Origin of the sequence: Pseudomonas graminis (assembly GCF_004364335.1) — a bacterium.
Taxonomy (GTDB): domain Bacteria; phylum Pseudomonadota; class Gammaproteobacteria; order Pseudomonadales; family Pseudomonadaceae; genus Aquipseudomonas; species Aquipseudomonas graminis_D.
Window position 1 is genome coordinate 147,817 of sequence record NZ_SOCR01000004.1, and the last position, 25,224, is coordinate 173,040.

The 25,224-nt window shown below is 59.3% G+C and carries 29 protein-coding genes and 1 tRNA gene; 13 read left to right on the forward strand and 17 right to left on the reverse strand.

All coding sequences use genetic code 11. The features are described 5' to 3' along the window. Nucleotides 1–41 precede the first annotated feature (41 nt). Both EC919_RS08075 and EC919_RS08080 read left to right on the forward strand, forming a co-directional pair. Nucleotides 42–851, forward strand: coding sequence for a helix-turn-helix transcriptional regulator (locus tag EC919_RS08075; protein ID WP_133772835.1), 810 nt, complete (start codon nt 42–44; stop codon nt 849–851). A 105-nt stretch (nt 852–956) separates the two neighbouring features. After that, on the forward strand, nt 957–2,354 hold the full coding sequence (locus tag EC919_RS08080; RefSeq protein WP_208294966.1) for an NAD-dependent succinate-semialdehyde dehydrogenase: 1,398 nt from the start codon (nt 957–959) through the stop codon (nt 2,352–2,354). Between the two features lie 115 nt (nt 2,355–2,469). On the opposite strand, the gene EC919_RS08085 is transcribed toward EC919_RS08080, so the two are convergent. From EC919_RS08085 to EC919_RS08100, 4 genes are all read right to left on the reverse strand, one after another. Further along, on the reverse strand, nt 2,470–3,918 hold the full coding sequence (locus EC919_RS08085) for a M10 family metallopeptidase C-terminal domain-containing protein (RefSeq protein WP_208294957.1): 1,449 nt from the start codon (nt 3,916–3,918) through the stop codon (nt 2,470–2,472). Between the two features lie 326 nt (nt 3,919–4,244). Further along, nucleotides 4,245–4,934 carry a type 1 glutamine amidotransferase domain-containing protein gene (locus tag EC919_RS08090; RefSeq protein ID WP_133772841.1) on the reverse strand — a complete coding sequence of 230 codons (690 nt, stop codon included), beginning with the start codon at nt 4,932–4,934 and terminating at the stop codon, nt 4,245–4,247. Nucleotides 4,935–5,168: 234 nt separating this feature from the next. After that, nucleotides 5,169–5,771 (reverse strand): TetR/AcrR family transcriptional regulator, encoded by a 603-nt coding sequence (locus EC919_RS08095; RefSeq protein WP_133772843.1) that lies wholly within the window; start codon nt 5,769–5,771, stop codon nt 5,169–5,171. A gap of 145 nt (nt 5,772–5,916) precedes the next feature. Further along, the gene (locus EC919_RS08100) at nt 5,917–7,776 is read right to left on the reverse strand and encodes an ABC transporter ATP-binding protein (protein ID WP_133772845.1); all 1,860 of its coding nucleotides are present in this window, start codon (nt 7,774–7,776) and stop codon (nt 5,917–5,919) included. A 254-nt stretch (nt 7,777–8,030) separates the two neighbouring features. On the opposite strand from EC919_RS08100, the gene nadA reads away from it, so the two are divergent. Next, a complete protein-coding gene (gene nadA, locus EC919_RS08105) occupies nt 8,031–9,089 on the forward strand; it encodes a quinolinate synthase NadA (protein ID WP_133772847.1) in 1,059 nt (352 codons plus the stop codon). 151 nt (nt 9,090–9,240) lie between these two features. Here the strand turns inward: nadA and EC919_RS08110 are convergent, their stop codons facing one another. Beyond that, on the reverse strand, nt 9,241–10,677 hold the full coding sequence (locus EC919_RS08110; RefSeq protein WP_133772849.1) for a M48 family metalloprotease: 1,437 nt from the start codon (nt 10,675–10,677) through the stop codon (nt 9,241–9,243). A 146-nt stretch (nt 10,678–10,823) separates the two neighbouring features. On the opposite strand from EC919_RS08110, the gene EC919_RS08115 reads away from it, so the two are divergent. Both EC919_RS08115 and EC919_RS08120 read left to right on the forward strand, forming a co-directional pair. Then, entirely contained in the window at nt 10,824–11,075 is a 252-nt protein-coding gene (locus EC919_RS08115; RefSeq protein WP_065986752.1) for a sulfurtransferase TusA family protein, read from the forward strand. A gap of 40 nt (nt 11,076–11,115) precedes the next feature. Next, nucleotides 11,116–12,186 (forward strand): AI-2E family transporter, encoded by a 1,071-nt coding sequence (locus EC919_RS08120; RefSeq protein ID WP_133772851.1) that lies wholly within the window; start codon nt 11,116–11,118, stop codon nt 12,184–12,186. 113 nt (nt 12,187–12,299) lie between these two features. Here the strand turns inward: EC919_RS08120 and EC919_RS08125 are convergent, their stop codons facing one another. Both EC919_RS08125 and EC919_RS08130 read right to left on the reverse strand, forming a co-directional pair. After that, nucleotides 12,300–12,773 carry a peroxiredoxin gene (locus EC919_RS08125; RefSeq protein ID WP_133772853.1) on the reverse strand — a complete coding sequence of 158 codons (474 nt, stop codon included), beginning with the start codon at nt 12,771–12,773 and terminating at the stop codon, nt 12,300–12,302. 10 nt (nt 12,774–12,783) lie between these two features. Then, nucleotides 12,784–13,347: a glycine cleavage system protein R gene (locus tag EC919_RS08130; protein ID WP_037014004.1), complete on the reverse strand. Its 564-nt coding sequence runs from the start codon at nt 13,345–13,347 to the stop codon at nt 12,784–12,786. 313 nt (nt 13,348–13,660) lie between these two features. On the opposite strand from EC919_RS08130, the gene dapA reads away from it, so the two are divergent. The 8 genes from dapA to EC919_RS08170 all read left to right on the forward strand — a co-directional run bounded on the left by dapA (nt 13,661) and on the right by EC919_RS08170 (nt 19,726). Further along, nucleotides 13,661–14,539 (forward strand): 4-hydroxy-tetrahydrodipicolinate synthase, encoded by an 879-nt coding sequence (gene dapA, locus EC919_RS08135; protein ID WP_122623058.1) that lies wholly within the window; start codon nt 13,661–13,663, stop codon nt 14,537–14,539. 17 nt (nt 14,540–14,556) lie between these two features. After that, complete coding sequence (gene bamC, locus EC919_RS08140; RefSeq protein WP_133772854.1) at nt 14,557–15,672, forward strand: outer membrane protein assembly factor BamC; 1,116 nt, start codon at nt 14,557–14,559, stop codon at nt 15,670–15,672. Continuing rightward, complete coding sequence (locus EC919_RS08145; RefSeq protein WP_133772856.1) at nt 15,673–16,431, forward strand: MBL fold metallo-hydrolase; 759 nt, start codon at nt 15,673–15,675, stop codon at nt 16,429–16,431. It begins immediately after the preceding gene. Between the two features lie 60 nt (nt 16,432–16,491). Further along, entirely contained in the window at nt 16,492–17,205 is a 714-nt protein-coding gene (purC, locus tag EC919_RS08150; protein WP_133772858.1) for a phosphoribosylaminoimidazolesuccinocarboxamide synthase, read from the forward strand. A 104-nt stretch (nt 17,206–17,309) separates the two neighbouring features. After that, a tRNA-Ser gene (locus tag EC919_RS08155) sits at nt 17,310–17,399 on the forward strand. A gap of 348 nt (nt 17,400–17,747) precedes the next feature. Then, entirely contained in the window at nt 17,748–18,476 is a 729-nt protein-coding gene (locus tag EC919_RS08160; RefSeq protein WP_133772860.1) for a hypothetical protein, read from the forward strand. Further along, nucleotides 18,473–19,048, forward strand: coding sequence for a hypothetical protein (locus tag EC919_RS08165; protein ID WP_133772862.1), 576 nt, complete (start codon nt 18,473–18,475; stop codon nt 19,046–19,048). The genes EC919_RS08160 and EC919_RS08165 overlap by 4 nt, the downstream gene beginning before the upstream one ends. Before the next feature lie 6 nt (nt 19,049–19,054). Then, nucleotides 19,055–19,726 (forward strand): hypothetical protein, encoded by a 672-nt coding sequence (locus tag EC919_RS08170; RefSeq protein ID WP_133772864.1) that lies wholly within the window; start codon nt 19,055–19,057, stop codon nt 19,724–19,726. A gap of 26 nt (nt 19,727–19,752) precedes the next feature. Here the strand turns inward: EC919_RS08170 and EC919_RS08175 are convergent, their stop codons facing one another. From EC919_RS08175 to EC919_RS08215, 10 genes are all read right to left on the reverse strand, one after another. Further along, nucleotides 19,753–20,964 (reverse strand): Arm DNA-binding domain-containing protein, encoded by a 1,212-nt coding sequence (locus EC919_RS08175; RefSeq protein WP_133772866.1) that lies wholly within the window; start codon nt 20,962–20,964, stop codon nt 19,753–19,755. Further along, nucleotides 20,961–21,176 carry an excisionase family protein gene (locus EC919_RS08180; RefSeq protein WP_133772867.1) on the reverse strand — a complete coding sequence of 72 codons (216 nt, stop codon included), beginning with the start codon at nt 21,174–21,176 and terminating at the stop codon, nt 20,961–20,963. The genes EC919_RS08175 and EC919_RS08180 overlap by 4 nt, the downstream gene beginning before the upstream one ends. Before the next feature lie 25 nt (nt 21,177–21,201). After that, nucleotides 21,202–21,711, reverse strand: a complete 510-nt coding sequence (locus EC919_RS08185; protein ID WP_133772869.1) for a hypothetical protein — start codon at nt 21,709–21,711, stop codon at nt 21,202–21,204. A gap of 54 nt (nt 21,712–21,765) precedes the next feature. Further along, a complete protein-coding gene (locus EC919_RS27095; protein WP_166650507.1) occupies nt 21,766–21,942 on the reverse strand; it encodes a hypothetical protein in 177 nt (58 codons plus the stop codon). Then, nucleotides 21,939–22,565 (reverse strand): hypothetical protein, encoded by a 627-nt coding sequence (locus EC919_RS08190; RefSeq protein WP_133772871.1) that lies wholly within the window; start codon nt 22,563–22,565, stop codon nt 21,939–21,941. The genes EC919_RS27095 and EC919_RS08190 overlap by 4 nt, the downstream gene beginning before the upstream one ends. After that, complete coding sequence (locus EC919_RS08195; protein ID WP_133772873.1) at nt 22,562–23,002, reverse strand: hypothetical protein; 441 nt, start codon at nt 23,000–23,002, stop codon at nt 22,562–22,564. Before EC919_RS08195 ends, EC919_RS08190 begins: the two co-directional genes overlap by 4 nt. Beyond that, on the reverse strand, nt 22,999–23,322 hold the full coding sequence (locus tag EC919_RS08200; protein ID WP_133772875.1) for a hypothetical protein: 324 nt from the start codon (nt 23,320–23,322) through the stop codon (nt 22,999–23,001). The genes EC919_RS08195 and EC919_RS08200 overlap by 4 nt, the downstream gene beginning before the upstream one ends. Before the next feature lie 72 nt (nt 23,323–23,394). After that, the gene (locus tag EC919_RS27800) at nt 23,395–23,664 is read right to left on the reverse strand and encodes a Lar family restriction alleviation protein (protein WP_133772877.1); all 270 of its coding nucleotides are present in this window, start codon (nt 23,662–23,664) and stop codon (nt 23,395–23,397) included. Beyond that, entirely contained in the window at nt 23,661–24,242 is a 582-nt protein-coding gene (locus tag EC919_RS08210) for a hypothetical protein (RefSeq protein WP_133772879.1), read from the reverse strand. Before EC919_RS08210 ends, EC919_RS27800 begins: the two co-directional genes overlap by 4 nt. After that, a complete protein-coding gene (locus EC919_RS08215) occupies nt 24,239–25,216 on the reverse strand; it encodes a DUF4406 domain-containing protein (protein WP_243842222.1) in 978 nt (325 codons plus the stop codon). The genes EC919_RS08210 and EC919_RS08215 overlap by 4 nt, the downstream gene beginning before the upstream one ends. Nucleotides 25,217–25,224 lie beyond the last annotated feature (8 nt).

Below are 25,224 nucleotides of genomic sequence, written 5' to 3' on the forward strand. Positions count from 1 at the left end.
GATTGTCGGCGATCAACGACAGCATGGATCACGAGTGAGTTATGGCAAAAAGACCGTCGATAGAGCAGCGCCGCGAGTTCGGCAATTTCCTGTCCAGCCGGCGGGCGCGCCTTGATCCGAAGGACTTCGGGCTGCCGGAAGGGCCGCGGCGCACGCCCGGATTGCGCCGCGAGGAAGTCGCGGCGCTGGCCGGGGTCAGCGTCAGTTGGTACACCTGGCTTGAGCAGGGCCGCGACATTCAGCCCTCGCCGGACGCGCTCCAGCGGATATCCAAAGTCCTCAAGCTTGATCGTGTGGAGTCCGCGCACCTGTACGCGCTTTCCGCACTGGAGGTGCCGGTGGCCGACACCGGGGGCGGGGTGACCGCCGGCCTGGAAATGCTGGTGCGCGCGATCAACCCCATACCGGCGTATGTGCGCAACGCCCGCCTCGACATTCTGGCGTGGAACGACGCCATCGCCGAGCTGTTCGTCGACTACGGTTTGTTGCAGCCCCATGAGCGCAACACGCTGCGTCTGCTGTTTCTGTACATCCCGTACCGAACCATCATTCTGGATTGGGAGCAGATGGCGCGGGGCATGATCAGTGCGTTTCGGGCATCGCGTGCGCTGGCCCAGGACAAGGCACCGTTCGACAGCCTGATCGAAGAGCTCTCGGCCCTGAGCCCCGAGTTCAAAGAGTGGTGGCAGGACACCGAGGTCAAAGGTTTCGAAGAGGGCCGCAAGCGTTTGCTGCACCCCATCAGCGGCCACATCGATTTCACCTACGTCGCGCTGACGCCTGAAGGGCGGCCGGACCTGTCGCTGGTGACCTACATTCCCCGCCACACTGCCTATGACTCACGGTCATAGGATAACAACACGCCTTCTTCGCTTTTTCGGGCTTGCCTAGAGTGACGGTCATCGCAGCGCACCTGTGCTGCACCGACCGCCAACGAGGTAATCACGATGTCTGACTTGAGCCCGATCTCCACCGCATACGTCGCCACGTCACGCAACCCTGCCACCGGTGAGCTGATCGCCACTTACCCCTTCCAGACCCAGACTGACGTCGAGCAGTTGCTGGATGTGAACGCTGCGGCCTTTCGTCTGTGGCGCGCCACGCCGATGGGCGAGCGCGTGGCGGCCTATCGCCGGCTGGCGGACACGCTGCGCGAGCGGTCGGAATCCTTCGCCGCACTGATCACCGCTGAAATGGGCAAAACCCTGGCGGCCGCTCGTGGTGAAGTGGAGAAGTGCGCCGCCACCATCGAGTGGATTGCCGACAACGGCCCGGCGATTCTTGCCGACGAGCCGGTCAATGTAGGCAGCGACGACGAAGTCCACGTGTCCTTCCTGCCGATCGGCACCGTGCTGGCGGTGATGCCCTGGAATTTCCCGCTGTGGCAGGTGATTCGGGCGTCCGGGCCGATCATGTTGTCGGGCAATGGCTTCATGCTCAAGCACGCGCCAAACGTCATGGGCTCGGCTTACGCGCTGCAAGAAGCGTATGAAGCAGCGGGCTTTCCAAAAGGGCTGTTCACCAACCTTATTGCCGACAACGACACCGTGGCCCGCACCATTGAAGACCCGCGCATCGCCGCCGTGACGCTGACGGGCAGCATGCGTGCAGGCTCTGCCGTGGCAGCCACCGCCGGCAAGGCGCTCAAGAAGAGCCTGCTGGAGCTGGGCGGTTCGGACGCCTTTATTGTGCTGGCCGACGCGAATATCGACCTTGCGGTGAAAGCCGCCGTCGAAGCGCGTTTCCAGAACGCCGGCCAGGTCTGTCTGGCGGCCAAGCGTTTCATTCTGGAGGCGCCGATCGCCGAGCAATTCACCCGTCAATTCGTGGCGGCGGTCGAGCAACTGAAAGTGGGCGATCCGCTGGACAGCTCGATCAATGTCGGCCCGATGGCCCGCGCTGATCTGCGTGATGAGCTGGACGGTCAGGTTCAACGCACCATTGCCGCCGGCGCGACGTTGTTGCTGGGCGGGAAGAAGATCGACGGCCCCGGCAATTTCTACGCGCCCACCGTGCTTTCCGATGTGAAGCCAGGCATGGCCGCATTCGATGAGGAAACCTTCGGTCCGGTAGCCGCGATCACCATTGCCGCCAATGCCGAAGACGCCATCGTGCTGGCCAACACAAGCGACTATGGATTAGGTGGCAGCCTGTGGACCCAGGACATTCCGCGCGCGCAACGCATCGCCCGGCGTCTGGAGACCGGCGGCGTGTTTATCAATGGATTCCCGGCCACCAACGCGCGGATCCCGGTGGGCGGCGTCAAGAAGAGTGGCTACGGTCGCGAACTGTCCCACTTCGGGCTGCGCGAATTCACCAACGCCCAGGCGGTATGGGCCAAAAGCGTTGACTGATATTCAGTGAGCAGTTTCAGTATGGGAGTACGTTTGTAGTCGCCCATGCTGCAAAAAAGCCGTCGCACTTGCGACGGCTTTTTCATGCCTGCCATTTGGAATGGCGCTTCTGGGTTCAGCCGATCGGGTGCAGGTCAGCGGGTGCCAGGCCCACAAGCTCGATGTGCGCAGCGTTCGCGTCGGCCACAATCAGGTTATCGGCGGTGAAGGTCTTGGCGACGTTCTTGTCGATACTGATCTCGAACCGGTTGCCGTCAGCGTCCGCTTCGTAATCCTTGAGATAGGTGCGGTGCAGGGCGGTGTCGTAGATCAACTTGAGCGTGCCATCGGTGCCGTCCCCCAGACCCGTGTACCCCAGCGCTGACACATCGATGCGGTCCTGCGTGGCGTCGAAATTCTTGATGAAGTCCGAGTTGCCCCGGAAGCTGTCGCTCTTCTCGACGTATCGAAAGGTGTCGACCCCGGTATTGCCCACCAGCAGATCATCATCACCGCCCCCGACAAGGATGCCGCCTGCTGTCGAGTTGGTGAACTCGTCACGGTAGTTGTCGCCGGTCAGCGTCTGTTTGGCGCGGTCTGCTGCACTGTCTCCGGCAAAGGTGAACCGGTCCATGTCCTGCAGGCCGGTGAGCGGATCCCGGTCATGTGGCGTCAGGTGCACGGCGAATCGGTTGCCGTCTTCATCGGCCTCGAAGGATTGGGCAACCGCGTAACCCGCTTCGCTGTCGTAGCTGTAATGGAGTGTGCCGTTATAGCCATCGCCCAGTCCGGTGAACCCCAGTGCCGAAACGTCCAGCAGATCACCGTCACCGAGGCTGAAGCTGTGGATGAGGTCAACGCTGGACTGGCCTGTCCCGTCGTTCACGAAGCTGTCGGTGAGATGCTCGAAGACAAACGTGTTACGCGAACCGCCACCATACATCTCGTCCGCTCCGCCTCCACCGGTCACGATGTTGCCGGAGCGGGGTACGACCAGAAAGTCATCGCCATCGGTCCCGGTGATGACGTATTGCTTGTTGCTTAGCCCATGTTCGCGGCCATTGCTTTCTGCAGTCAGGTCGTAACGCAGGGCGAAATTCTGCGTGCCAAGCTCGGCGGCGTGATCGCCTTCCAGTCTGACTTCGAATGCCTGGCCCAGGGCGTTTTTATCCATAGAGCGCACATAGGTGATGTCCTCAATGGCGTTGTAGGTCACCGCCAGATCGCCGTTGTGGCCATCGCCAACGCGCTCCAACCCCAGGGCTGTCAGGTCAAGTACGTCAGTGGATTGAAAGTTTTTGATCAGGTCAGAGTGGGAACCCTGTTTGTCGAAGTAGCTGTCCGTCACCGAGGTGTAGACGAACGTGTTCCCGTAGACATAAGCGGAGTGGCTGGTGATCGTATCGACACCCGCGCCGCCGTTGTAGCGATCCTGCGCGTTGCTGAACGGGTCGGGATCCCCTCCCTGACCGATGAGAATATCGTCGCCATCGCCGCCAAAGATGAAATCCCGCTTCGTGGTGCCCGTGATGGTGTCGTTATCGGCTGTACCCACGTAGCTGTCATACGTGCCATGAGCAGTCATGACAACCGCTTCACTCTGCAACGCTGTTTTCTTTCCCTGAGCCATTTTTTTTCTCGCGATAGAGGGTTTGGCACTGCCACCGCCGTAGACGGCAGATCCAGTAGCAACGGGCATCGTGAGCGTTCATCAATGCCCGCCATTGGCGTGGTAGACCCGCCGAAGACCTGTTTGTTTGATAATTCGCCTCCGTCCAGAAACGACAAAGCCCGACATATAGTCGGGCCTGGGGTCGGGTTGAATCCGTTCATTACCAGTTCATGGCGGTTATCTCGGTGCAAGGGTGAGAAGCGGTGAGGGGTGCGAACACCCCTCGCGCCGGGCGGTGATCAGGCCGATTTGTTTTGCAGTGCCTTGATCAGCACGTCTGCTGCAGGGCCGGAAGAAGCAGGGTTCTGGCCGGTGATCAGCAGACCATCGGTGAGGACGTACGAGCCCCAGTCCGGACCTTTGGAGTAGACGCCGCCCAGTGATTTGAGCTCGTCTTCCACCAGGAAAGGCACCACGTTGGTCAGGCCGACCGCTTCTTCTTCACTATTGGCAAAGCCGGTGACCTTTTTGCCTTTAACCAGGGGCGTACCGTCGGCGTTCTTCACGTGGCGCAGCACGCCGGGGGCATGGCAGACGACAGCGACTGGCTTGTTGGCGGCGATGAATGATTCGATAAGCTGGACGGAATGCTTGTCCTCAGCCAGATCCCACAGCGGGCCATGGCCGCCTGGGTAGAACACAGCGTCGAAATCTGCCTGAACTACGCTGTCCAGGCGGACGGTGTTGGCGAGCAGGGCTTTGGCGGTTTCGTCTTTCTCGAAACGGCGGGTCAGGTCGGTCTGGAAGTCAGGCTCGTTGCTCTTTGGGTCCAGCGGAGGTTGACCGCCTTGTGGCGACGCCAGAACGATCTCGGCGTTGATGTCGCTGAACGCGTAGTAGGGCGCGGCCAGTTCTTCCAGCCAGAAGCCGGTAGGGCGGCCGGTGTTGCCAAGGGTGTCGTGGGAAGTCAGAACCATGAGAACTTTCATCGGTGTATTCCTTGTGACGGGCTAAAGTAGGTACACCATAGTCCTGAGTAGACCAGTCGTCTAGAGTTATTTCAAAAAATTATCGAGCTCGTTGCCGGCATGATGCATAGGCGCGCAGGAAAAGGTTCACGGACATGGACGCACAAGACGGCTGGTGCGCTGGCAGGCATCACGGCGGGGGAGACGAAGGATCAGGGGTAGCAGATGTTGCGGCGCACAGTGGCTGTGCGCCGATCAGGCAAGGCGCAGGATCGTGCGCGTCGTTGTCATGGCAGTTTCGAAGGGGGAAAGGCTTCTTTCAATCTTAACCATGACGCTGGCGCCGACCCAGAGCTGGTAAAGGCTCTGCGCGACGGCGTAGGGATTCTCACAGGCGGGCAGCGAGCCATCGGCAACGCCAGCCTCGATCGCGCTGCCGAGCCGGTCAGTGATCCCGGCCGTGCCGCGTTTGAGCACCGCGCGCATGGTCTCAGACAGATCCGCCACTTCAACACCGAGCTTCACGGCGAGGCATTTGCCCTGGCACTCCTGGAACGACTGCGTATCTTGCCAGACGCGCCAGTAGTTCATCAGCCGCTCGCCCATGGGCAGGCCGGGCTCGCCGAGGATGCGATCGATGTCAGCGAGGTAGTCGTCGAAGTAGTGCTCAAGCAACGCCTCGCCGAAGGCATCCTTGGAGCCGAAGTAATGATAGAAGGAGCCTTTCGGCACGCCAGCGGCGGCAAGAATCTCGTTGAGGCCTACGCCGGAATACCCCTTGGCGGCCATGATGCGTTGGCCGACGTCGAGGATTCCTTGACGGACATCAGATGAACCACGTGTTTGAGGAGTATTCATGGCTCGGAGAATACATCCTAGTAAGTCGGTCTACTACAAGATTCGGATGGACGCTGCTTTCGCGTGTCAGCACAGCCGCTTGGCTCGAACGACGGCTCTGACAGCAAGCCGTCGTTCTGCTCCGGGTAATCGACGCGCGTCTGCGCTAGACCTGATCCACCGCTTCAGGCACGCCCTGATCCTCGCCCAGAAACCCGCCGCTCTGGTGATGCCACAACCGCGCATAAGTGCCGTTCTTGCTGAGCAGTTCAGCGTGGGTGCCTTGTTCGATGATGCGCCCGTTGTCCATCACGATGAGCCGGTCCATGGCCGCAATGGTCGACAGACGGTGGGCGATGGCAATGACGGTCTTGCCTTTCATCATTTCGTCGAGGCTTTCTTGAATCGCCACTTCGACTTCCGAATCCAGCGCGCTGGTCGCTTCGTCCAGCAGCAGGATCGGCGCGTTCTTCAGCATCACGCGGGCAATGGCAACCCGTTGGCGCTGGCCGCCCGACAGCTTGATGCCGCGTTCACCGACCAGCGTGTCGTAGCCGCTGTGGCCATGCTTGTCGCTGAGCTGGCTGATGAAGCCATCCGCCTGGGCGTTGACCGCCGCGGTGTGAATTTCCTCATCGGTGGCATCAGGTCGACCATACGCAATGTTGTCGCGAATGGAGCGATGCAGCAGCGACGTGTCCTGAGTCACCATGCCGATGGTGCTGCGCAGGCTGTCTTGGGTGACCTGCCGGATGTTCTGCCCATCGACGCGAATCTCGCCGCTGTCCACGTCATAGAAGCGCAGCAGCAGATTGATCAGCGTGGATTTGCCGGCCCCTGAACGGCCAACCAGCCCTATCTTCTCGCCCGGCCGGATGGCCAGATCCAAACCATCCAGCACCTGGCGCTCGCCGTTGTAGTTGAAGCTGACGTTGTCGAAGGTCACCGCGCCGCCGGTGGTCTTCAAAACGGTAGCATCCGGCGCGTCCTGAACTTTAGGGCCCTGGGTCAGGGTCGCCATGCCGTCCTGCACCGTGCCGATGTTCTCGAACAGCGAGGTCATCTGCCACATGATCCAGTGGGACATGCCATTGATGCGCAGCGCCATTGCAGTAATCGCGGCCACCGCTCCAGTCCCGACGTCACCCTGATGCCACAGCCACAGGGCATAACCGCCCGCGCCCAGAATCAATGCGACGACCAGTGCCTGATTGACGATCTCGAACTGGCTGACCAGACGCATCTGGCGAAAGCCCGTTTGCTTGAAATCCTCCATCGCCGCGCGTGCAAACTGCGCTTCCCGTTTGGAGTGGGAGAACAGCTTTACCGTGGTGATGTTGGTGTAGGCGTCGGAGATTCGCCCGGTCATCGACGACCGCGCGTTGGCCTGCTCCTGACCGACCTTGCCCAGGCGCGGCACGAAGTACAGCATGGCCAGCCCGAACAGCACGATCCAGGCAAGGAACGGCAGCATCAGCTTCAAGGCGAAGCCGCCGGCCAGGGCGATGATCGCGATGAAGTAAACGCCGATGCCGGGCGCGATTTCGATCAGCGTGAACAGCACGTCCCGCACCGCCAGCGCGGTCTGCATGACCTTGGTGGTGACCCGGCCGGAGAATTCATCGGAAAAGAACGACAGGCTTTGCCGCAGCATCAGTCGGTGAAAATCCCAGCGCAGCCGCAGCGGCAGGTTGATCGCCAGCACCTGGTGCTGAACCATCGTGCGCAGGGCCACCAGTGCGATGCTGACCACCAGCACGATGCCGATGCCCCACAGCGCGCGACTTTCCTCACCTGCGGTGGCGCCGCCGTCCTTCCAGGTCGACAGCAGATCGACCACTTGTCCGAGGAACGAGAAAAGCCAGGCTTCGTAGAGCGACACACAGGCGCTGAGCACCGCAAGGGCGAGAATATAGCCACGCGCGCCCCGGGTGCAGGCCCAGAGAAACCGCGCCAGCCCCACGGGCGGCGGCGGTGCTTCGTCGGGAGGGAAGGGGTCGAGTCGTCGTTCAAACACGCTCAGCATGAGGGGCTCCAAAACTGTCCAGTGGTGCAGATTCTGCCATTGAATGGCGGGCTTGAGGGTTTCGGCGGTTTTTCGGGTGACTCGTTCAAACCATTGCGGCCGTGTTTTTACAATGGCCTGCGCTTGAGGTGATTGCGCTGGCATTGAGGGCGGAGCCTGCCGGTAAGTGATCGCTCAACGGATCCCGTGCTAACTTCCGGGCCGTTTTCTATCATGCGGACTTTCCGTCCGTACGCGCATTCAGGTCCAACGACATGACACACATCTCCGAACGCCTCCTGGTCCAAGCGCACTTGGACGCCAAGCAGCCCAAAACCCTGAGCCCGCACGAGGAAGCGGAATACCGCCGGCTGATCGCTGCCGAGCTCAAGGCCCAGGACGCCGTGCTGGTCGCTCACTACTACTGCGATCCGGTGATTCAGGCACTGGCGGAAGAAACCGGCGGTTGCGTCTCGGATTCTCTGGAGATGGCGCGATTCGGCAAAAACCATCCGGCGAAAACCGTGCTGGTGGCCGGGGTGCGTTTCATGGGCGAAACCGCAAAAATCCTGACCCCTGAAAAACGCATCCTGATGCCGACCCTCGAAGCGACCTGCTCACTGGACCTCGGTTGCCCGGTCGATGAGTTCGCTGCGTTCTGCGATCAGCATCCCGAACGCACTGTGGTGGTTTACGCCAATACGTCAGCCGCGGTAAAAGCCCGTGCCGACTGGGTGGTGACGTCCAGTTGCGCGCTGGAGATCGTCGAAAGCCTGATGGACAACGGCGAGAAAATCATCTGGGCGCCTGACAAGCATCTGGGCCGTTACATCCAGCGTGAGACCGGGGCGGACATGCTGCTGTGGGACGGCGCCTGCATCGTGCACGAGGAGTTCAAGTCCCGGCAACTGGAGGACATGAAGGCGTTGTACCCGGACGCCGCCATTCTGGTGCACCCGGAATCCCCCGAGTCTGTCATTGATCTGGCTGACGCAGTGGGCTCTACCAGCCAGTTGATCAAGGCGGCGCAAACGCTGCCGAACACCACCTTCATCGTCGCCACCGACCGCGGCATCTTCTACAAGATGCAGCAGCTGTGCCCGGACAAGGTCTTCATTGAGGCACCGACCGCCGGAAATGGCGCCGCATGCCGCAGTTGCGCCCATTGCCCGTGGATGGCGATGAACACCCTGGCGCGCACGCTTCAGTGTTTGCGCAAAGGCACCAACGAGATCTTCGTTGACCCCGCCGTTATCCCTCACGCCGTCCGGCCGTTGCAGCGCATGCTCGACTTCACCCAGGCGGCACGCATGAAAGCCTCGGGGAATGCTTGAATAACGGCCGCAAGCCGCAAGCCGCAAGCCGCAAGCTTCAAGCTTCAAGCTTCAAGCTTCAAGCTTCAAGCTTCAAGCTTCAAGCTTCAAGCGAAAAGCCAGCTCGCCGCATTTCAGCTTGCCGCTTATAGCTTGCCGCTCGTAGCTCACCTCAATTCATCATGTCCTTCACCGCCCGTTCCTGGGCGATGATTTCCTGCTGCCGTGCGTCGATGCGCGAGGCCAGCTGGAAGTTGTTGTTCGCGCGGCGCTTGGCGAATTCAAGCTGTTGAATCGCCTGTTTGAAATCGCCCATCAGCGCGAAATATTCCGCACGCGCCTGATGCAGGCCGATGGTGTCGCCCGACAGGCCACGGGTGTCAGCCACCTGATTCCAGATGTCCGGATCGTCCGGGCGGCTCTTCAGCAGAATCTCCAGAGACTTCAACGCCTCGGGCGCCTTGGACTGCTTGAGCAAGACGTCGACTTTGGCCTGATTGAGCGGATAGTTATCGGGATACAGATTCAGCATTCGGTCCACCCGCTGTTGAGCGTCGGGCAGGCGATTGTTGGAGATGTCCAGGTTCACGGCGGCGAGGTTGTAAGGAATGTTGTCCGGCGCCTTGTCGAGCAGGGGCTTCAAGGTTTCGCGGCCTTCGTTCAGCTGACCTGCCTTGGTCTGTGCGAGCGCCAGGCCATAGCGGGCGGCGTCGTTTTTCGGGTTCTCGGCCAGTTGCGCCCGGAAACGCTTGGCGGCCATGCCGGGGGTTTCTTCGTAGATCAGCACGGTGCGGGCGCGCATCAATTGATACGCAGGACTGTCTTCCTTGCCGCCGGGCTTGGCTTGCTCGGCGCGGTTGCGGGTGTCGGCGATACGGGATTCGGTCACCGGGTGGCTCATCAGGAATTCCGGTGGCTTGGCGTCATAGCGATACTGGCGCGCCAGACGCTCGAACATGGTGGGCATGTTGCGCGGGTCGTAGCCGGCCTTTTCCAGGTTAAGAATGCCGATGCGGTCCGCTTCTGCTTCGTTTTGCCGGGAGAATCGCGCCTGTTCCTGAATCGCGGCGGCCTGGGTGCCGGCAATCGCGGCAATCCCTGCATCGCCCGCGCCCGCTGCGGCCATGACAATACCGGCGAGCATCGCCGCCATCACCGGCACTTGCATGCGCTGCTGCGCCTGCACGCCCCTGGCAAAGTGCCGTTGCGACAAGTGAGCCAGTTCGTGGGCGAGTACTGCGGCGTATTCGCCTTCGGTTTCAGCGTGGAGGAACAACCCGCCGTTGACCCCGATGATCCCGCCGGGCGCGGCGAAGGCGTTGATCTCCGGCGTGTTGATCAGAATGAATTCGAGACGGCGGTCCTGCACCTGGCTGGTTTCGGCAAGACGGTAGACCGACGACTCAACAAAGTCCTTGAGCAGCGGGTCGGACAGCTGCGCCACTTCAGAGCGCAGCAGCCCGAGCCAGGCGCGCCCCAGGTCATGTTCTTGCTGCGGAGAAACGATGGATGAACTCGCGTCGCCGAGGGAGGGCAGGTCATCTTCTGCGAAACTCGGTGCTGCCAGCAGGCATGCGAGGGTCAGCAGCGTGGGGCGCAAAAAATTCATGCACGAAACTCTGGGGCAGAAAGACGTCACTGTAGCTGGCTCAATGGCTTGCTGACCAGAGTGGGGTATTCTGGAAAACTTGTAAGAATGTTCTTCCGCCCGTTGGCTTTTATGCGAGGGCGGATGTGTCTACCCGGAGAGAAACGATGTCTGACGCTGTAGGACACCCCGCAGCCTGCGATGCAGAGCTTGACGCCAGCGGTCTCAATTGCCCGCTTCCCTTGCTCAAGGCCAAGATGGAACTCAACCGTCTGGCCAGCGGCGCGGTCCTCAAAGTGACGGCCACGGACGCAGGCTCGCAGCGCGACTTCCGTACCTTCGCAAAACTGGCCGGGCATGCGCTGCTGCACGAAGAAAACGCTGACGGCATTTATCGGTACTGGCTACGCAAGGCCTGAGCGTTTCTGACCCCTCGCAACAACCCCCTTAGGATTCTTGATGTTCAAAGTGCTTCGCGACTGGATACAGCGCTACTTTTCCGACGAGGAAGCGGTAGTGCTGGCGGTGCTGTTGGTTCTCGGATTTACCGTTGTTCTTACCCTTGGCGGCATGCTTGCCCCGGTGCTGGCCGGGCTGGTACTCGCGTTTCTGATGCAAGGGTTGGTCAACCTGCTCGAGCGCTTGCGAGTGCCGGAAGGTGGCGCAGTGGGGCTGGTCTTCGCTTTATTCATGGGGGCGCTGGCGCTGTTTCTGCTGGTGCTCGTGCCTCTGTTGTGGCGCCAGCTCATCACGTTGTTCAACGAATTGCCCGGCATGCTCGCCAAGTGGCAGTCATTGCTGTTGCTGCTGCCGGAGCGTTATCCGCATCTGGTGTCGGACGAGCAGGTCTTGCAGGCCATCGAAGTGGCTCGCGGCGAGGTCGGAAAGTTCGGCCAATGGGCGCTGACGTTTTCTCTGTCCAGCCTGCCGCTGTTGGTCAACATGATGATCTACCTGGTGCTGGTGCCGATCCTGGTGTTCTTCTTCCTTAAAGATCGTCGGATGATCAGCCGCTGGGCGAGGGGCTATCTGCCCCGCGAACGAACGCTGATTACCCATGTGGCCGAGGAAATGAACCGGCAGATCGCCAACTACATTCGCGGCAAGGTCATCGAGATTTTCATCTGCGGCGGGGTGACGTACATCGCCTTTGTGACCATGGGCCTGAATTATTCGGCGTTGCTGGCGATGCTGGTGGGGATTTCGGTAGTCGTGCCGTATGTGGGCGCTGTGGTGGTGACGGTGCCCGTGGCGTTCATCGCGCTGTTCCAGTGGGGCTGGAGCGATCAGTTCATCTACCTGATGGTGGTCCACGGCATTATCCAGACCCTGGACGGCAACGTGCTGGTCCCGCTGCTGTTCTCCCAGACCGTCAGCCTGCACCCGGTGGCAATCATTTGCGCCGTGTTGTTGTTCGGCGGGCTGTGGGGGTTCTGGGGGATTTTCTTTGCGATTCCGCTGGCGACCCTGTTCAAGGCCGTGCTTGATGCGTGGCCACGGAATGAGCCGACAGTGGCGCCGTTGTTGTAGGTGTTGCCTTGCTTTTGTAGGAGTGAGCTTGCTCGCGATTGGCGTCGTCCAGGTCAAGATGCGATGACTAAACGAACCCGATCGCGAGCAAGCTCACTCCTACAGTATGGCGATCAAGCCTGGTTCAGCACCTGAGCTGCTTCCAGCACCGCCGCCACATGCCCTGGCACCTTCACGCCGCGCCATTCCTTGCGCAGCACACCGTCCTTGTCGATCAGGAAGGTGCTGCGGTCGACGCCCAGGTATTCCTTGCCGTACAGCTTCTTCAGCTTGATCACATCGAACAACTGGCACAGCGATTCATCTTTGTCCGAGATCAACTCGAACGGGAATTCCTGCTTGGCCTTGAAGTTCTCGTGGGATTTCAGGCTGTCCCGTGAAACACCGAACACTACGGTGTTGGCAGCCTTGAAGTCGGCGTGATGATCGCGAAAGCCCTGGCCCTGGGTGGTGCAGCCTGGGGTGCTGTCCTTCGGGTAGAAATAAAGGACGACTTGCTGACCTCTCAGTGCCGACAGGCTGACCGCCTGTTCGCTCGTGGCCTGCACCTGAAAGTCGGCAACGGGTTGGTCGAGTTCTACAGCCATACGGGACTCCTTACATCGGTGCTTGAGGGCGCCACGGTTCGATCAGCGCATCGAGGTTGAGTGCGTCGGCGAAGTCCAGGAACTGGTCGCGCAACCAGCTGATCTGGGTGCCGGCCGGCAATGTCACGGTGAACGTCGCGTTGAGCATGGTGCCGCCGGTCTGCGGTGCCTGGTAGGTGTCGCAGATCAGGTTTTCCAGCTCGACATTGTGGTCGATGAAGAACTGGCACAGCTCGTTAATGATGTCCGGGCGGTACGCCGAACTGACGTAGGCCACGTAGGGCAGGGCTTCCGGACGGTTTTCCAGCGAAGCACTGCGCACCACATTGACGGTGAAGGCGTGTTTCTTCGCCAGATTGGGCAGGCCGGTTTCCAGACGCGCCAGGGCGTCCCAGCTGCCGGAGATCTGCAGGATCAGCGCGCTGCACTCACCGTGGCGAGTGAGGCGTGAGCTGACGACCGAGCAACGGCTTTCGTTACTGGCGCGGCACAGCACGTTGGTCAGCTCCATTGGGTTGGCGCCAAGGGCACTGATGACAAGGAATTGTTCGCGAACTGTGGGGATGGATGACATGCAGCATTCCTAAACGATGAGCGGTCGGTACGCAGCAGGCCTTTGCCGGCGGGCTCGACGAACGAAGGCATCGTGACGTCGCCCCGACCCACAGCCGTCAATCGCGTCCATGAGCCTGTCATGGCGCGCGATAGCGACGCAGGGCGGGGTAAGTGACGACAAAATCGAGCAGTCGAACGAGCCGGGCAGATGACCCGTACCGATCAAAGACCGAAGGGTAGCGAAAACCGGCGCCGAGGGGAATGCTCGCCTTGTGCAAGGATCATGGCGCCAGTACCATTACCGCTCTCTTTTTCCGGCAGGAGCGGTTTGCATGATTGCGGGCAGTATGGTGGCACTGGTCACACCCATGGATGCACAAGGTCGTCTCGATTGGGACAGCCTGAGCAAACTGGTGGACTTTCACCTGCAAGAGGGCACCAACGCCATTGTTGCCGTCGGCACCACCGGTGAATCCGCGACGCTCGACGTCAACGAGCACATCGAAGTCATCCGCCGCGTGGTCCAGCAGGTCGCTGGTCGCATTCCGGTCATCGCCGGCACGGGCGCCAACTCCACCCGCGAGGCGGTCGAACTGACCACCAACGCCAAGAACGCCGGTGCCGATGCCTGCCTGCTGGTCACCCCGTACTACAACAAGCCGACCCAGGAAGGCTTGTACCAGCACTTCAAGCACATCGCCGAAGCCGTCGACATCCCGCAGATTCTCTATAACGTGCCGGGCCGTACTGCCTGCGACATGTCAGCCGAGACCGTCATCCGCCTGTCGAAAGTCAAAAACATCATCGCCATCAAGGAAGCCACCGGTGACCTGCAGCGCGCCAAGGATATTCTTGCCGGCGTGAGCAGCGACTTCCTGGTCTATTCCGGCGACGACGCCACCGCAGTCGAGCTGATGTTGCTCGGCGGCAAAGGCAACATCTCGGTCACTGCCAACGTCGCGCCGCGCGCCATGGCCGACCTGTGCAAGGCCGCAATGGACGGTGATGCCGACACCGCCCGCGCGATCCACGAAAAACTGATGCCGCTGAACAAGACCCTGTTCATCGAATCGAACCCTATTCCCGTGAAATGGGCCCTGCATGAGATGGGTTTGATGCCAGACGGTATTCGTCTGCCGCTTACCTGGCTCAGCGAGTCCTGCCACGAGCCGCTGCGTCAGGCCCTGCGCCAGTCCGGTGTATTGGTCTAATGAGGAAGCATTACGCAATGAAGCGACTGGCCGGACTTTCCGCACTAGCCTTGATTATCTCCAGCACCAGCGGTTGCAGCTGGCTTTTTGGCCAGGACGGTTATTTCCGCGATCGCAGCAGCGATTACCTGGAAGCGACCCAGAAGCCTCCGATGCAAATGCCCGAGGGCGTTCAGGAAGTCAAACGACTGGACCCGTTGCTGCCGATCCCGCGCAACGTCGCCGACGACACCCAGAAGGGTGAATTCACCGTGCCGCGTCCGCAGCCGTTGACCACTGCTCAGGACTCCGGCGACTACACGCTGCAGAAGAGCGGCGACAACCGCTGGATTCTTGCCCAGCGCGCACCGGCTGAAGTCTGGCCTGTGGCGCACCAGTACTTTGAAGACAACGGTTTCCGCATCGCCGAAGATCGTCCGCAAACCGGTGAATTCAACACCACCTGGCAGCGCATGGACGAGCTGTCCGTATCGGTAGCCAAGCGCATGGGTTCGAGTGGCGATGCCGCCAACACCGAGACCCGCGTCCGCGTTCGTATCGAGCCGGGCGTGCAGCGCAACACCAGTGAAATCTATGTGGTCAGTGTGCAACGCCCTGCTGGCAGCAAAGACGATCCTGCATTTCCGTCGCGCAGCACCAACGTCGGCCTCGACTCCGTGCTCACCGACGACATGCTCGCAAGCCTGACCCGTACGGCCGAGAAGGGCGGTTCGGTGTCCTTGCTGGCGGCGCGTGATTTCGATACCCCAAGCCGCGTTTCCCTCAGCGAAGACGGCAGCGGCAACCCGGTGCTGAACCTGGGCGCGGACCTGGATCGCGCGTGGTCGAGCGTTGGTCGTGCGCTTAACCAGGGCGACTGGCGCGTTGAAGACATCAACCGCAGCCTGGGCCTGTACTACATCAACCTGGCGGAAAAAGCCGACAAGCCTGAAAACAAGCCTGGCTTCCTCAGCCGCGTGTTCGGCAGCGAAGAGTCCAAGGAAGAGAAAGAAGCCCGCGCCGAGCGTTATCAGGTTCGCCTGAGCAAGGTCGGTGAAAACGTTCAGGTCACGGTCGAGAAGAACATCAACACCGTGGCGCCGACGGAAGTCGCTCGTCGTGTGTTGAGCGTCATTCAGGACAACCTGGGTTAAGTGCGCTTCGCGGTTCTGGGCAGCGGCAGTCGCGGCAATGCCACGCTGGTTGCGAGCAACGACACGTACGTGCTGGTCGATTGCGGTTTCTCCCTGCGGGAAACCGAACGCCGGCTCGACAGGCTGGGCGTCAGCGGTAAACAGCTCAGCGCCATTCTAGTGACCCACGAACATGCCGATCATGTGCATGGCGTGGGTTTGCTGTCTCGGCGCTACGATGTGCCGGTGTACCTTAGTGACGGCACGCTGCGCGGCATGCGCAAGCCTGTCGAAGCCGGTCTTCGGCTGGTGGGCGGGCAGGGTCTGCGCATTGGTGGTCTGGATATCGACGTAGTATCTGTGGCTCACGATGCGCTGGAGCCGACGCAGTTCGTGTTCAACGACGGGCGCCGCCGCTTCGGCTTGCTGACCGACCTCGGCTCGTATTGCCCGATGGTGCTCGACAGCTACCGCGGGCTCGACGCGCTCATGGTCGAGTCCAATCACTGTCGCGATCTGCTTGCCCGAGGTCAGTACCCCTACTTTCTCAAGCAGCGGGTGGGGGGCGATCACGGTCATTTGAACAATCATCAGGCGGCCGGCCTGGTGAACGAGTTGGGATGGCGGGATCTGCAGCATCTGGTGCTGGCCCATCTGAGCAGCAAGAACAATCTGCCGCACCTGGCCCGGCAATGCTTCGTCGACACCCTTGGGTGCGACGAGGACTGGCTACAATTGGCCGATCAGGATTCAGGGCTCGACTGGCGCGAAATCGCCTAGCGTCCCAAACGGGCGATTCGCCCCCACTATTTCAGCAAGATTCAGCAAGCGGAGCCCATCATGGAAAAACGTGAAGAACTCTACCGCGGCAAAGCCAAGTCGGTTTACAAGACCGACGACGCTGACCGCTTGATCCTGGTGTTCCGCAACGACACCTCGGCGTTCGACGGCAAGCGCATCGAGCAGCTCGACCGCAAAGGCATGGTGAACAACAAGTTCAACGCCTTCATCATGCAGAAGCTGGAAGCCGCAGGCGTTCCGACCCAGTTCGACAAACTGCTGGGCGACAACGAAGTGCTGGTCAAGAAGCTCGACATGATCCCGGTCGAATGCGTTGTGCGTAACTACGCCGCCGGCAGCCTGGTCAAGCGCCTGGGCGTGGAAGAGGGCATGAAACTCAACCCTTACACGTTCGAGCTGTTCCTGAAGGACGACGCCAAGGGCGACCCGTTCATCAACGACTCCCACGTCGTCGCGTTCGGTTGGGGCACCGCGGAGCAACTGGTTCGCATGAAAGAACTGTCGCTGAAGGTCAACGAAGTCCTGAGCAAACTGTTCGACGACGCCGGCCTGCTATTGGTCGACTTCAAGCTTGAGTTCGGCGTGTTCAGCGACGGCTCGATCGTCCTGGGTGATGAGTTCAGCCCGGACGGCTGCCGCCTGTGGGACAAAGAAACCCGCAAGAAAATGGACAAGGACCGCTTCCGTCAGGGCCTCGGCGATGTCATCGAAGCCTACGAAGAAGTCGCCCAGCGTCTAGGCGTACCGCTCTGATCCGATGCTTTAGTTGGGAATTGCTGCAAGCATCTGAAAGAACGCGAAAAAATCCGTAAAAAGGGTTCGCGTTCTTTGAGCGAGCTGTTATGATGCGCGCCGTTGGAGAGATGCCGGAGTGGCCGAACGGGACGGATTCGAAATCCGTTGTACTGGCGACAGTACCTAGGGTTCAAATCCCTATCTCTCCGCCATTATTGATACACGCCAAACCCCTGATAACGTTGCCGTTATCGGGGGTTTTTCGTTTCAGGCTTATAAATTTAGGGCAAATTTAGGGCAAAAATATGCCTGTCCAGCCCGCTCCAGAACGCCTGAGTCCAAAGCATGGAGGTCATTTTATTCACCCGACGGAAAGGTGGTGCTACAGTGTTCTGTGCAGCTGATCGGCGATCTGTGATGTCCGGAAGTGTGGACCGACCTTTCTAGGATTGGCTCGGATTCTGCAGCAGTTGAGAATCGTACAAAACATTGACGCATAGCCTCCCGGAATACCGGACTGGCTGATGTTTGTTGGACATTGGTGCTGAGAGGAAAATTTGATGGCATTGCCGGAAATCAGCGCGTGGCGCGTTGAAGTCTTGAGATTCACGTTTTTCTACAGCGAGCCTCAGTCTGGCCGCGGCAGAGACTGGTGGAAGGCGCTGACCGGTATCGACCCAGAAACCACCGTTAATAAGCAGCAGACCGGTGAATATGTGGAGTCCGGGCCTTATCTACAGGGACAACTGGACCTGAAGGTCGCTTTCAATCGTTTGGACTGGACGCTTACTTATCCTCTAGCGAGCATGCCAGATTACGTGCCCCCTATGGATCTTCAGACGTCGCTGGATACGATGTATGATGCTTTTAAAAAGATAACACTTGATCCGAACGTTATCCGCGTAGCGTTCGGGGCGGTCTTGCTGATGCCAGTGGAAAACGCGCATAAAGGAAATATTATATTCAATGAATATATGCCCTTTGTTAAGGTTGACCTAGATAATGTTGAGGATCTTTTTCTTCAGGTTAACTTCCCGTATGTAGCCCGTTCGTATGATGGCATGAAAATAAACAATGTCGCGAAGTGGAGTGTAATGAGTGGCCAGTTTATGCAAATGGCAATTGGCGGTTTTCCGCAAATCTCTACCAATTTTTTAGTTCGTGGAGAGGTTGACCTAAGCTCTGCTGGAGAAAGGCAGACCCCGCTCGACGGAGAGTCCGTCATTCCGCTGTTAGATGAATTCGTAGCCAAAACTTACTCAATATTCCAGGAAGGTTTTAAGTCATGATAGGGAATCTAACGTCTGAAGATTTGGATGGTGCTAAGGTCGAGCCGCAAACAACGTGGGGTACAGTCACCTCTGGCTGGGTAAGCGATATTGATCACCTATTTCCTAATAGTGCATATTCGACGTTCGTTAAGATTGATGATCATCCTGCATACCAAGCTGTCGCCCAAGCGGGATCTGTGCACTTTCCGCGTGTGAGTACGTTTGCGAAGTGGGCAGGTGTTTCAGTTACTAAGTTGAGCCACGATGAGTCTGTCGGGCTGGCAGATGCTTACAGTGCAATGCAAATGCTTTACCAGTGGGAGCACAACAGGCAGGGCAGGATCGCATCTGCATACGCTGTTTATTTCGTAGAGCGTAATTTCTCCGCAAGGAACCTCGCAGCGGTAAACGACCTCTTGTTGAATGTTTCTGCGGAAAGGCTCACAGAATGGTCGATGGTTGCGATTCTCAGATCCTCCTTTTCTGCAAGGTCGAGTCTTCCTGCTTGGCCGTCATTTATGGCAGCAGTGCGCGAGAGACTTAAAGATAATGAACGCTTAGAACGTCTTCTTGTTGGCTTGACCAGATAGGTAGTCATGGAACTTAGACTATATAAATTTAACGTGCAGTTGCCTGATGATGTCTATTTGGCGTTGGCGATAACTGGTGAGCTTGGCGCTGAAGGACAGCGCCATACTGGATTCGTAGTAAAGGACTTTAACGATAACTCTCAGCTTTTTCACTTAGGGCGCAATAATCTTTATCGGCAAGATTTACTGGCCCCGCGTTACTCTTACTTGCTTATCCCATCTATGGAGCCTGAAACCGCCAATTCAATAATTGCATTACTGGTAAAAGTGCTTGAGGACACTCAAGGGAACGTCCCTTACTCCATAGCATGGGAAGATGAAGAGTATTTCGACTCCAGTGGGGTATTGGTCAAGACCGACCCAATTGATGGTTTCACATGCGCTACATTCGTATTAGAAATTCTTAGACGGCAGGGTATGGAGCTTATCGACAAAGCTAGTTGGCCAGTCCAGCCGGCAGACATGGTTTGGCAGGCCGGAATTTTGCCATTTCTTGGTCTTTCTACGGAAAGTTTGATGGCTCAGCTAGAAGCGATAGGTAGGTATCCGAGGATTCGCCCGGAGGAGGCGCTGGGCGCCGCCCATCTGTATGTTGGGGAAGTGCTCCAATTTCCCACTGTTGCCCCTGCGGCAAGTCAGGTGATCGCAGAAATGGTGAGACTGAGTGCTCCGGCCTAGCTTAACTGCCGTTCACTAAAGCTAACTCATCTGAACCCCATCATTTCTGAAACCATGCCGGCCATGCTTTTTGTATCGCCTGGAATCCATCTCCCGTAATGCTTCCTGACCATTGTTGTATCGCTGTGGCCAAGCTGGCGCGCGACCCATTCCACTGGAACGTAGCTCGAAAGCGCCTGGCTGGCGAAAGTGTGTCGGCATTGGTTTACGCCGCGATGGCGGACCCCGGCCTTCACAAGGTGATCGGTGAACCAGTTGCTCAGGTTGCGGCCGGTCCACGCCACGCCTTCTGATGGTGTTCGGAACAGAAACCGCAAGGTCTCTTTCTTGATCGAGTTGTTGTCGCGCTGTGTGACCGCCACCGTCTGGGCTGGCGCATCGGCGGCATCGAGCATGATCAGCTTCAGCAGCTCAATCGCGGGATCGATCAGTTCAACCATGCGCGCCCGGGCTCGCTCCTTCGGCACCTTGTATTCGCCAACGACCAACGCTCGCCGGACGTGCACGACGCCCAGGGTCATATCAACGTCCTCGATGGCCAGTGCGACCATTTCCGACATTGAAAGCCCTGCCCAACAGTTGAACATCACCATCCGTGCCGCCGCCATGCGCTCGGTGTCGGCATTGCCAATCAGCTCGATCTCCTCGCGGTTGAAGGGGTCGGCGTGCTCGTTGTCATGGTCGGATTCAATATTGCTGATCCGCTCCAGCGGGTTGAACTTCAGGATGCCGTCACCGAAGGCGTCAGCCCAAATCCCCCTCACCACTGTGAACACGTCGTTCACTGTCTTAGGCGCAAGACCCTTCTTCAACAGCTGCGCCTGGAACAACTCCAAATCGCTTTTGCTGATGTCGACGATCTTTGCTCCTCCGAACTTCTGATCGAGGTGCTTGGCCTTGCTGATGTAGTTGATCAGAGTGCTGCTGGCCTTCTTCGCCCGCTGTACCTCCATCCAGCGTTCAATGCCTTCCCTCACAGTGCGTTTGGTTGAGGGGCCGCCGTGGCCTGAGAAAATCGCGGCGCGCGCCGACTCAGGGAAGTGAGCGGCGTAATCGAACCGACCCTCCTTGATCTCTGTGATGATCGTCCGGCGCTTGTTGTCGGCGTACGCGATCGAGGCTTTGTTGATCTTGACAATGCCGGGCAGTGGCTCCCGGCATCGCTGGCCATTGAGCATGAACGTGATGCGAAGTTGCTTTCCGTTCAGCTCGACACCTGGTGGCATCTTGTCTGTCATGGAGCGCCTTCCATCCACGTTTCGATGGCTTTCCGGCTGTAGACCACGCGGTTGGCGGGATCCTTACGCCAATGTTTTCCTTCTAGCCAAAGGCCACGTTCCCGGTATTTTCGGGCGGCCTCGGTGGTGATGCCGAAGATCGGCCCCAGCAGTTCCTGACGGAACCATGCACCGGGATAAACCTGATACTCAATCTGTTGTGCTGCTGCCATGATGAGTTCCTTCCCCGTCCGGGGTCTATGCGGGGTTGAGTGGCGGGTACTTGGCCAGAAATTCGTCGGCAACTTTCATCGCGGCCTGGGCATCGTTCACGTAGGCGGGATCGAAGCCGCCGGCGTAATGGATGGTGGCCTGGCAGGCGCGGAGGTTTTCGCGGTTCATCTTGAGCGCCGCGGTCAACTCTTCACGCATCTCACCTTCGGCCCGTCCTATTTCCCAGAAGCGCGTCGCCCAATGCCCCTCGGGCGGCGGATTCGTGTTCTGGTATCCGAACGCCATGGCTCCAGTGATGCTGTCGCACAGATCGCGCTTATAGGCGTTCTCGCCCAGCGTGCTCAGGCCTTGCCGACGCAGCGCGTCGAGCGCGTTGCTGAGGTTTGATTCTGGCGATGGCAGCACTAGGTCGTAATCTTTACTCCCTGGCCGGCATACGATGAGAAACATCTCGCAGTCGAGTGGGAGGTGCTGGGCTACGTCAGATATGGCCTGGATCGCCACTTCGTGCAGCAGTTCCTTTTCAGCGGACATACGAATTCCTCGCCCGCCGTACACCGGCAGACATGTGGATAGATGGGGAAGGGGTTAATCAGCGCGAGTGAATTCGCGCTCGAATGCGGCAACGGTCTTGTAGTGCGTGCGGCCTTCCCAGACCGGCCTGAGCAGATAGCTCGGGCCGAATCGTGAGTGGCCGGGCCAGGCCCTCGGCACCAGATCGCATGTGTAGCGTCCACCGTCACGCTTGCGGATGAAGTGAGTCATGGCATCACCCGCTTGAACTCGACGACCCAGACCCATGGGTTGGCCTCCCACGCGCCGGCGCCGTTGATTGATTCCCACAGATCGCGCCACGCGGCGGGATACCAGTCGCGATAATTGGGCGATACATCGTCACTCGCCAGTTCCGGCGGGCATTCCAAGCCCTCCGCCCGGATGTCGCTGCGGGAAATGGCCTGCAGGCGCTCGACGCGCACGTCGGTGATCTCCAGCACGATGCGGCTGGCCCATCGGTGCATGTGGATGGATGGGCGGGATCTGCGCGGATAGTCCCAGTGAGCAACGGTCCCGTTGTACTCGGGGTCCGCACAGCCGGAGTACAGGACGGGCTCACCGTCGACGGCATAGCGGGTAAGTGCAACGCTATCGCTAGTTTGTTCGTCCATCTCGGTTGTCTCGCGCACCCACAGGCGGTCGCCGGGCCGACCTTGGGGACAAAGATCAGAGTTACCAGGCAGCGCCAAAAAGGCAGGCTCAAAACCGGCAGCCAGACAATCCAGCGCTGCCTGTTTCTTCACCTCGCGCCGCGTCACCGTCTTCCGGCCTTCCAGGATGGCGCGCACCATCGGCGCCGCGAACAGGATCGGGCGTTCTTTGATCAAGGTCATGGCGTTACCTGCTGTATGTGCCCATCGACCCATTTACGCATGCGTTGCCAGCGCGCCTCGGGCGTGTCGCGGATGAACTTGTAGTTGCCATCAGCCTGCAGCTCGTAATCACCGTCGCGCTCGTCGTTCTCGAAAACGATTTCAGCGGCCATCGCTTCAGCAATACCGAAGGCTTTCGATACGCTTTCCCGGCAGTGTGCGTCGAGACTGCTCATGTCGAGCCCGCGCTTGGCGCCGATGACACCCAGGGTGCAGAACTCGCCGTCAGACTCGAGCGTGTCCTTCGTGAGCCGCTTCGCCGGCATGGCATCCATAGCGTCGCGAAGCTCAAGCAGGAACGCTTGGCCTCGCTTACCTTTCAAAGCAGACATCACGGCGCCACGCCAGCAGATCAGGCTCCAGTTTTCGCAATCGTCGCTGTATCCGCTGCGGCTCATGGCGTCACCAAAGGTCTGACCCAAACGCAGATAGGACCGTCTTCAGTGTCGTGGATCGAGAAGATGAACCAGCCGTCTCCGGCAGGCTTCGAAGGCTCCCATGCGCTGCAGTCGGGAATGCCGTTCAAAAACCAGGCGGCCTGCAGCTCCTCGGGCGCGTCGCCTTCGAAAAACCGTTGGTGGACTTCAAGCCCCCGATCAGCGAACCACACGAAGGGAATCAGCTCATCATCGGTTGATGGCCAGGCGGGGTGAGTCCAGCAGCCCGAGTCATCGCGCTCGACCGGCATGGGTTGAATCAAAGCTTTTGCTTCAGGCATGACTTCGTCCTCGCCGCATACGCAGCAGGCAATAGGTATGGGTTGGGCCGACCGGGCGGCTGGGTTACTTGATCAGCTTCGAGAGTCGCGGAAGGAATGGGCTGGATGATCAGGCCAGCAGACCGGACAGCTGCATCGGTCGAGGGACTCCGTCACTGCCGGACGTACATTCTCAGAAGGGGCGACGCGTTTGTTCCACAGCTCAACCGCATTCTGGCCGGGCTTTGCTATTGGCCCATCTGCATCACACCCGAGACACATGACGTAACTGGAAGCGTGGCTGACGCTGTTGGATTCGCTGCCACAAAAGGGGCACGGCAGCAGCTCGATTTTATTGTTCATGGCTCGTCGTGCTCCATCGGAGGGGTGTGCACGATGCCTATCATGCTGGCGTCGAGCTTCGCGGCTGGCGCAGACTGGTTGGCTATGAAATCTCTTGCCGAATCCATCATCGCGGTGCCGACTTGATGGACGTTGGCATGGGTGTAGAACCAGCGGACCATGTCCCGCGCCTTGGTCAGTTCGGACTGGTAGCAATCACGCTCGGCACGAATGGCCGTATTCGCCTCGCTGTCGTTTTGCGCCTGAGCTTCCAGCAAATCAACCTTGTCTTTGAGCCCGCCACGCTCCGCGGTCAGATCACACACCCGCTGATCAGCGATGTTCAGGCGCTGCTGTAGGGCTGACACCTCAGCCTGGAGGCGACTGGCGTGGGCGCGGTCGACCAAGTATCTAACCGGCTCGATGTCTTCTGCCCACCTTGCGTGGTCGAGTGCAAACTGCTCGGTGTTGAAGTTGTAGCCCAGGACCCGCCACGCCAGCACTTCCAGCTCTCCGCCAACAGGCGGCACCAGCCCACCGCGACATTGCGCCAAGCGCTCCGCAGGACAATCGCTCAACCTCTTTGCTTGATTGCTCATAACCCCTCCTGCGGCGAAACGATGTCGATCATGCTGGCGTCGAGCTTCACGGCTTGTGGGTCTGGCGCGTATACCCAGTCGTTGTATTCGCGCAGCAGTTGATCAATCGGATTGTCGGGGATCCCGCGGCAAGCCTGAATCTCGCGTATTTCGTGCGGTGCCCCAGTCACGGCAATAAGCAATGCTCGGAGCGAGGTCGGGTTGACCTCTAGGCACTGGCCGCGAGCATGTTCAAGATCATTGATCTTCTGATCGGCCATGTTCAGGCGCTGCTGCAGGGCTGACACCTCAGCCAGGAGGCGGGTGACGTGGGTGTGAGCCACCAGCTCGACGGGGGTCTTCCATTTGCTTCCCGGAATTACAGGCGGATGATCTTTGTCAGTAACCACCTGAAGGCCTGTGAAAGTGACGTGCTCGTAACCGACGATTTCCACATTATCCGAGCCTTGCTCGGCGTTCGGATCAAAGCGGATGTCCATGCCCAGCTCCGCAGCAAGGTTCTTCTCGATCGTGGCGCCTCTGGACTTGCTCCAACCCGGGAGAAGGTAGATTGCCCCACACAGCCCCAAACGCGTCAGGTCGTATGCCATGTAATCAGCCCATTCCAAATTTTCAGCCAGGGTATGCTCAGCGGGGTTTTCGACTGTCCAGCCCAAGCAGCGCAGCATCGCCGCCGCTGCATTGAAAACTGGGAAGTTGAAGTCCGCGATGCCGCTCATGGGCCCAGCAACGTAGATCCGCCCAGCACGCTCAGACGCGGTTGGCACCACGGCGCCGAATCCGATTTCTCCAACGTTGGCTTGCTCTGGCCGGGAGTAGACGGGCCGCTCGAACCGTCCAGTATGCTCGCGCATCACCAGCATACAGTCGGCGGTTCCGGCTTCCAGGTTTCGGGCGTCTTCGCGGTTCACGTACCCCATCGGCGGGGGCGTTGCATTCGTACTGGACGACTGGTTCTTCTGATGTGCAGGCATGGGGGATC